Origin of the sequence: Mesorhizobium sp. M7A.F.Ca.CA.002.09.1.1, assembly GCF_003998555.1 — a bacterium.
Lineage (GTDB): Bacteria > Pseudomonadota > Alphaproteobacteria > Rhizobiales > Rhizobiaceae > Mesorhizobium > Mesorhizobium ciceri.
In genome coordinates, this window is sequence record NZ_RZRR01000229.1 from 1 (window position 1) to 6,843 (window position 6,843).

A 6,843-nucleotide genomic window follows, 5' to 3' on the forward strand; every position below is an offset into this window, starting at 1 on the left:
CTTCCGCCTATTGCCGCGGCTCGCCGCCGACGGGGCAATCGTCATCGTCAGCGACATCAATGCCAAAGGCGCCAAGGCGGCGGCCGCGGCAATAGGCGGAAGGGCGAGGGCGATTGCCGCCGACATTTCCGATCCGGCCTCCGTCAAGGCACTCTTCGCCGAAATCCAGACCCTGACCGGGGGCATCGACATCCTGGTCAACAATGCCAGCATCGTGCCGTTCGTCGCCTGGGACGATGTCGATCTCGACCATTGGCGCAAGATCATCGACGTCAATTTGACAGGCACCTTCATCGTCAGCCGCGCCGGCACGGACCAGATGCGTGCGGCAGGCAAAGCTGGGCGGGTGATCAGCATCGCATCCAACACCTTCTTTGCCGGCACGCCGAACATGGCGGCCTATGTCGCAGCCAAGGGTGGCGTCATAGGCTTCACCAGGGCGCTCGCCACCGAACTCGGCAAATACAACATCACCGCCAATGCGGTGACGCCCGGCCTGGTCGAGAGCGACGGCGTCAAGGCGAGCCCGCACAATGAGGCGTTCGGCTTCGTCGAGATGCTTCAGGCGATGAAAGGCAAGGGGCAGCCGGAACATATCGCCGATGTGGTCTCGTTCCTGGCCTCCGACGATGCGCGCTGGATCACCGGCCAGACGCTCAATGTCGACGCCGGGATGGTGCGCCACTAAAGCATTCCGCACCCCAAACCCCTGTACGCTTTCGGGCGATCTGCACCCAGGTCGCGACGGGCGGACAGGCGCGGCCAAAAATGTATCCGCAAGGCCGCAGTCGGCCAATCAAGGAAAAATCACAGTGGACTTCGGATTCGACACGTCGGTTTTCGACGGGCTGACGATTGCAATGCTGGTCGCCGGTCTGGCCATGACCGGAATGGCCTCCGGCGTGCTCGCCGGTCTGCTGGGGGTCGGCGGCGGCATCGTCATCGTCCCGGTGCTGTTCTGGGTGCTTAGCCTGTTCCACTTTTCGCCTGCTGTGATCAGCCATCTGGCTGTCGCGACGTCGCTTGCGGTCATCATCCCCACCTCGATCTCGTCAATGCGGTCGCACAACAGGCGCGGCAATGTCGATCGGCCTCTGCTCACTCTGTGGGGACCGGCCGTTTTCGTGAGTGCCCTGATCGGTGGCATCACGTCGAAGTTCATCCCGGGCGCCGGCTTGCGGCTGGTTTTCGGCGTCGTCGGCCTGCTGGTGGCCCTCAACATGGCGTTGCCGAAGCACTTCGTGATCTCCGATCACCTGCCGCAAAGCGGCTGGATCAACCGCGCGATCGCCTCTGTCATCGGCTTTGTCTCTTCGCTCATGGGAATCGGTGGCGGCACGCTCTCGGTGCCGACGCTTTCCAGCTTTTCCTTTCCTGTGCACCGGGCCGTCGGCACATCGTCGGCGCTTGGCCTGCTTATTGCGCTTCCGGCAGTGGCCGGCTTCATCTGGTCGGGTCTCGCAATTGCAGGCAGGCCTCCGCTCAGCCTGGGTTACGTCAGCCTGCCGGCGGTTGCCATCATAGCGCCCGTGAGCTTCCTGTTCGCACCCTTGGGCGCAAGGCTCGCCCACGCGCTCAACCCGCGCTACCTGAAACTTGCCTTTGCATTCTTCCTGGCGATCACGGCCGGGCGAATGCTGCTGTCTTGAATTTCGCTGGGCGGCGTACGGCTATTTTTCCCGCATGGCCCGGCGGAAGTTCTGCGTGATCGGCTCGGCGAGATAAGAGAGAACGGTGCGAGCCCCCGTCCGGATCATCGTCTCGCTCGACATGCCGGGCAGCAGCTTGCGGCCCTCCAGCTTGCCGAGTTCGCTTTTGTCGATCACAACCGTCGCGGCGAAATACGGTGCGCCGCTGCGCTCCTCAACCATGCGGTCAGCCGACACGATCTCCACGACACCCTCGAGCGGCGGCAGGTTGTAGCGGGCGAAGGCCGGGAAGCTGACACGCGCGGGCTGTCCGGGTGCGATCGTCTCGACATCCTCCGGTTTGACCATGGCTTCGACCACGAGTTGTTGTCCGAGCGGTACGATCGTCATCAATGTATCGCCGGGTTTCACGACACCGCCCGCGGTGTGGACCTTCAGATCCATGACGATGCCGTCAACCGGTGCGACGACATCGGTACGGGTAAGCACGTCCCTGGCGGCACGCTCCTCCTGTCTCAGGTCGAACAGTTCCGCCTCGACCTTGCTCAACTCATCGACGGACTCGTTGAGCCGCACCGTATCGAGGTTCAGGATCTGCATGTCGATCTCGGCCATGGCGCTTCTGGCGCGGGCGATTGCGGCGATATTGGTGGCGCGCTCGCCCTCGATCTCCTGCTGCTGTCGTCTGAGCAACAGGTTCCGCTCGCGGGTGGTCAGCCCCTTCTTGAGCAGACTCTCGAGGTCTTTGGTTTCACCCTCGATCGCCTCGATCTGTTTGTCCTTGGTGACGATAAGCTCTTCCAGTCCCTTTATCTCCTCCTCGGTCTGGTGGCGGCGCTGGCTGAGGATTTCCTGCTCGTCCGCCAGATTGTGGTGTTTCGCCGCGAACACGTCGCGCTGTGCGGACACCGCGTCCTTTGCGGCGGTGGCGGGGTTGGCGAGCAACGCCGGATCGAACTCGATCTCGGCCCTGCCGTCACGCTCGGCCCTGAGACGCGCGGCCAGCGCCTCACGCGTTGCTATCCGGTTCTGGATCAGGTCGAGCTGCGCCTTTGCCTGCGTGTCGTCGAGCCGGACGAGGATCTTGCCGGCCTTGACGACATCACCGTTGGCTGCGTTCAACTCCGCGATGATGCCGCCCTCGAGGTGCTGGATCAGCTTGCGGTCGCCGGCGACCTTGATAACGCCCGGCGCCACAGCGGCGCTGTCCAACGGTGCCAGGGCCGCCCAACCTCCCGCGACGCCGAAGAACAGGAACATGATCGCGAACCCGGTGCAGGTCACGCCTGTGAGACGCAGCGGCATCGGTTGCAGCGGGGAGGGCGGCGGAAGGGGCAGCGGCACGACGTTCAATTCCGGGGGGCGGCTCATGCTTCCTTGACCTCTTTGGTTTCCTTGACCACTTCGAGGGCAGGCAACTGGGCAGCCTTGGGCAGATGGGCCACCTTGCTGACGCGGCTGGCGAGTTCGTTGAAGACATGGTCGCGCGGCCCGAAGAGATCTTGCTGACCCCTGTTGAGGACCAGTATCTTGTCTACCTTCTCCAAGATGTTGGCGCGGTGCGCGATCAGGATAACGGTTGTGTTCGTCGCCTTGGCCACGCCGAGAGCGGCAATCAATGCCTCCTCGCCCTCCCTGTCGAGGTTGGAATTGGGTTCGTCGAGGATAAGCAGCGTGGGGTCGCCGTAGAGTGCCCGCGCCAGCCCGATGCGTTGGCGCTGCCCGCCCGACAGTATCGCACCCGCCTCGCCGATCTCGGTGCCGTAGGCCTTCGGCAGCCCCTTGATGAGTTCGTGGACGCCGGCCAACTGCGCTGCCTTGATCACGTGCTGGAAGACCGCCGGATTGACCGTCGCAAAGCGGGCGATGTTGTCGGATACGGTGCCGGCGAAGAGTTCGATGTCCTGCGGCAAATAGCCGACATAACGGCCACGGTCTTCCGCCGCCCATTGGGCAACATCCGTTCCGTCCAGCAAGGCACGCCCCCCCGACGGGCGCCAGGCACCGGCAAGTATGCGCGCCAGGCTCGTCTTGCCGGCCCCGCTCGGACCGATCAGGGCCATCGCTTCACCCGGCTCGAGACGGAAGCTGATGCCTTTCAGGATGTGCTCGCCACCCTGTCGGGCAAGCACAAGGTTGTCGGCCTCAAACCTGCCTTTCGGACGGGGCAGTGGCAGGACCGGTGTGGCTTCCCGGTGCTGTCCGGCGACCGCGGTGAGGCGTTTGTAAGCGGCACGCGCTCCCACCGTCGCCTTCCATGTGCCGATCGCTTGCTCGACCGGTGACAAGGCGCGACCCATCAGGATCGAGGCGGAGATCATGATGCCGGGTGAAGCCTCGTTGCGAAGAACCAGATAGGCGCCGAGGCCGAGTATGGCCATTTGCAGGGCCAGCCGGTGACAACGCGCGATAGCCGCGATGACGCCGCCACGGTTGGCGGCAAGAACCTGTCCCTTGTTGGCCTCGTCCTGTTGGGCCTTCCAGCCTTCCAGCAATGGCTTCAACATGCCCATCGCCTGGACGACCTCGGCGTTGCGGATCGCCGCCTCGGCTTGCACATAGGCCCGCGACTGTGCGCTTGCGGCCTCGGTCAACGGCTTGCGTGTGAGGTATTCGTTGAGCAGCGCCAAAGCAAACAGCACGATCCCGCCGCAAAGCGCCAACCAGCCCAGCCATGGGTGCATGAAGAATATGGCAACGAAGAACAACGGTGCCCAAGGCGCGTCGAGGATCGGGAAGATGCTGGGGCTGGTGAAGAAGTTGCGCACTTGATCCAGGTCGCGCAGCGGACGGGCGTTGGCTTGGCCTGGCGCCGAGGCGGCATATTCCACCGATGCGGTCAGGAGAACCGGTGCCAATCGCGCGTTCATCCACGATCCGACGGTAGCCAGCAGGCGCCCGCGCACCACCTCAAGCCCCGCCATTGCCGCGAGCGCCCCTGCCGCCATCAGCGACAGCATCACCAGCGTCTCCAGGCTGTGGCTGGACAACACGCGGTGGTAGACTTGGAGCATGTAGAGCGCTCCGGTCAGCATCAGCACGTTGATGCCGCCGCTGAACCAGACAAGCGGCCGGATGGCACGTCTGGCCTCTTTCATCACCACCTGCAGGGCAGGGGGCTGTTGTTTGGTTTTCATCGTTATTTCTCTGGTGTGCGGGATGACATCTCGTGCGGGAAGGTTGGGGGCAGCATTGGCTGCCCCCCGTTGGCCAGTGTCAGGCGACGTCGACAAGTATGTGCTGCATCGCTGTCTGGTCCGCGTCCGCGTCCGCCACTTTGAAGGCGAAGTCGAGGTGGGCATCCGGCGTCTGGGTCGAGGTCGAGGTGAAGCCGATGTCCGTGATCTTCAGCACGTCGTTGTCGGTGGGGTCGAAATTCACCAGGTTGGTGGTCGCATCGCTGCCGCCACCGGCGCCGGTCGTCGGGTTCAGGTTGATTGCCGTGTTGTTGCCGGTGATGCCGTTGCCCGACTGCATGATCTGGACACCCTGCAACACGAAGTGCTCGCCGGCCGCGTTGTAGTCGTTCTGCTCGATGATCACGAGGCCGTCATTGTTGTCGAGCGTGAACTCGCCGCTGTACGGGGCCGGGACGTGACCCATCTTGAAGATGTCGGCATTCTGCACGTACATCGCCCTCGTAATCGAGACATCGTCGAGCGTCGACGCCGTGCCCTTGTCGTCGATCAGGTTGAGGATCAGCATCAGATCCTCGCTGTTGCCGATGCCATCGAACTTGATGGCCATGGTGCCGGCGGTCGCTGTCGGCTGGGTAGCCTCGTTCTGACTGTTGATACCGACGTTGCTGTCGAAGAACCGCAATGTGAGCAGTTCGCCTTTCTGGATCGTGTCACCGGCGACACCGTTGGTGCTCTGCGTCGCGGATACCCAGCTTTCATTGGCGTTGCTCACCATCTCGTGACCACCTAGGGTGAAGGTGGCGTCGCCGGATGACCCCTCGCCATTGGCTGTCAAGCTGAACGGGTTGGCTTTGTTGATCAAGTTGCCCGTGAACTGCACGTAGAAGTTTTCGTTAGCCGGCGTATTCGGATCATCAGCCTGCAATTTTTCCAGCACGATCTGTGGGTGGCCCGTATTGCCGAGGGGCTCCTTGGACAAGAGTTGGCTGGTGTGGATAACGTCGAAGCTGAAGCCTTCGAGAGGGTCGGTCAGGTGGATGGTATAAGTATCGGCAATCTTGTCGAAGACGAGGGTGCCGCCCGCCGTCCCGGTCTGGGTGCCAGCCGCCGGATCCTTGTCGTAGGTGAAAGTGAAGTTGAACGTCGCGGAGGTAAGGCTCTCCGACGCCAGCGTCACCTCCGAGGTGAGAATGTTACCACCGCCGCCGCCGGTGATCGTGCCGGTGAGCCCGATCTGGACGCCGGCAAGCGCGCCATTCTGGTCGACAAAGTCAGAACCACTCGCATAGAACGCGGCCGGATGAGCATCCGCGCCGATGTCGTACCCGAAGGCTCCGGTGGCCGACGCGTTGAGTGTGTTGGCCAGAGTCTCGGGGGTCCCGATACCGTTGCCGGCGTTCTGGTCACCGTCGAACGGCACTGTGATCGTCGGCGCATCATCCTTGAAGACGAGGCTTGTACCGATGTTGACACTGTCCGAGGCCTGGTCGCCGTCACCGTCGGTGATGATCGCCGTCAAGGTTACGAGATCATCGGCTGCCAGCGATGTTTGCTGATCCGGTCCGGTGTCGGGCGAGTGTATGACGGCACGTGCCTGATCGAGCGTCACGGTCCCGTCAACAGCCACGCTCACCGTGAACACAATATCGCCAGCGGCTGAACCGGCACGACCGACCACCTCGCCGCCTTCGACGAAAAGCAGGACGGACAGGCCGGTCAAGGTGTCAGTGAGGCCGCTAACGTTCGTAACCTGATTGATGCCGAGCGCATAGCTGATAGCGTCACTATCCGCGCCGGCGTTTGGGGTGAAAACGGTCGCGAAATCCGCACTGTTGGCACCCAAGTTGGACTCGTCGACGGTCAGCGTCGGCTCGGTGCCGGTGGTCGAGATGCTCGGGCCATCATCCTTGAAGTTGAGGTTCTGGCCGATGTCGAGGCTGGCCGACAGGTGGTCGCCATCCTTATCGGTGACGGTCGCGGTGAGCGTGACCAGATTGTCGGCGGCCAGGCTGGTGCTGTCGTCGGGGTTGCTGGCGTCGGCATGGACCACCGCC

General features: G+C 63.0%; 5 protein-coding genes. 2 read left to right on the forward strand and 3 right to left on the reverse strand.

The window, feature by feature from the left end:
• A partial coding sequence (locus EN994_RS12605) for an SDR family NAD(P)-dependent oxidoreductase (RefSeq protein ID WP_164745890.1) occupies window positions 1–688 on the forward strand: 688 nt, incomplete at its 5' end.
• A 124-nt stretch (window positions 689–812) separates the two neighbouring features.
• The gene (locus EN994_RS12610; RefSeq protein ID WP_082826541.1) at window positions 813–1,649 is read left to right on the forward strand and encodes a sulfite exporter TauE/SafE family protein; all 837 of its coding nucleotides are present in this window, start codon (window positions 813–815) and stop codon (window positions 1,647–1,649) included.
• Between the two features lie 21 nt (window positions 1,650–1,670).
• Here the strand turns inward: EN994_RS12610 and EN994_RS12615 are convergent, their stop codons facing one another.
• From EN994_RS12615 to EN994_RS12625, 3 genes are all read right to left on the reverse strand, one after another.
• Complete coding sequence (locus EN994_RS12615; RefSeq protein WP_127307564.1) at window positions 1,671–3,020, reverse strand: HlyD family type I secretion periplasmic adaptor subunit; 1,350 nt, start codon at window positions 3,018–3,020, stop codon at window positions 1,671–1,673.
• On the reverse strand, window positions 3,017–4,786 hold the full coding sequence (locus EN994_RS12620; RefSeq protein ID WP_063168888.1) for a type I secretion system permease/ATPase: 1,770 nt from the start codon (window positions 4,784–4,786) through the stop codon (window positions 3,017–3,019). Before EN994_RS12620 ends, EN994_RS12615 begins: the two co-directional genes overlap by 4 nt.
• Window positions 4,787–4,865: 79 nt before the next feature.
• Window positions 4,866–6,843, reverse strand: a 1,978-nt coding sequence (locus tag EN994_RS12625) for a DUF5801 repeats-in-toxin domain-containing protein (RefSeq protein WP_245466017.1), incomplete at its 5' end; no start/stop codon positions are given.

What these genes read in the sequence shown, in the direction of transcription:
- EN994_RS12620 (WP_063168888.1), bottom strand. Translation starts at nt 4,786, where the DNA reads ATGAAAACCAAACAACAGCCCCCTGCCCTGCAGGTGGTGATGAAAGAG.
- EN994_RS12615 (WP_127307564.1), bottom strand. Translation starts at nt 3,020, where the DNA reads ATGAGCCGCCCCCCGGAATTGAACGTCGTGCCGCTGCCCCTTCCGCCG.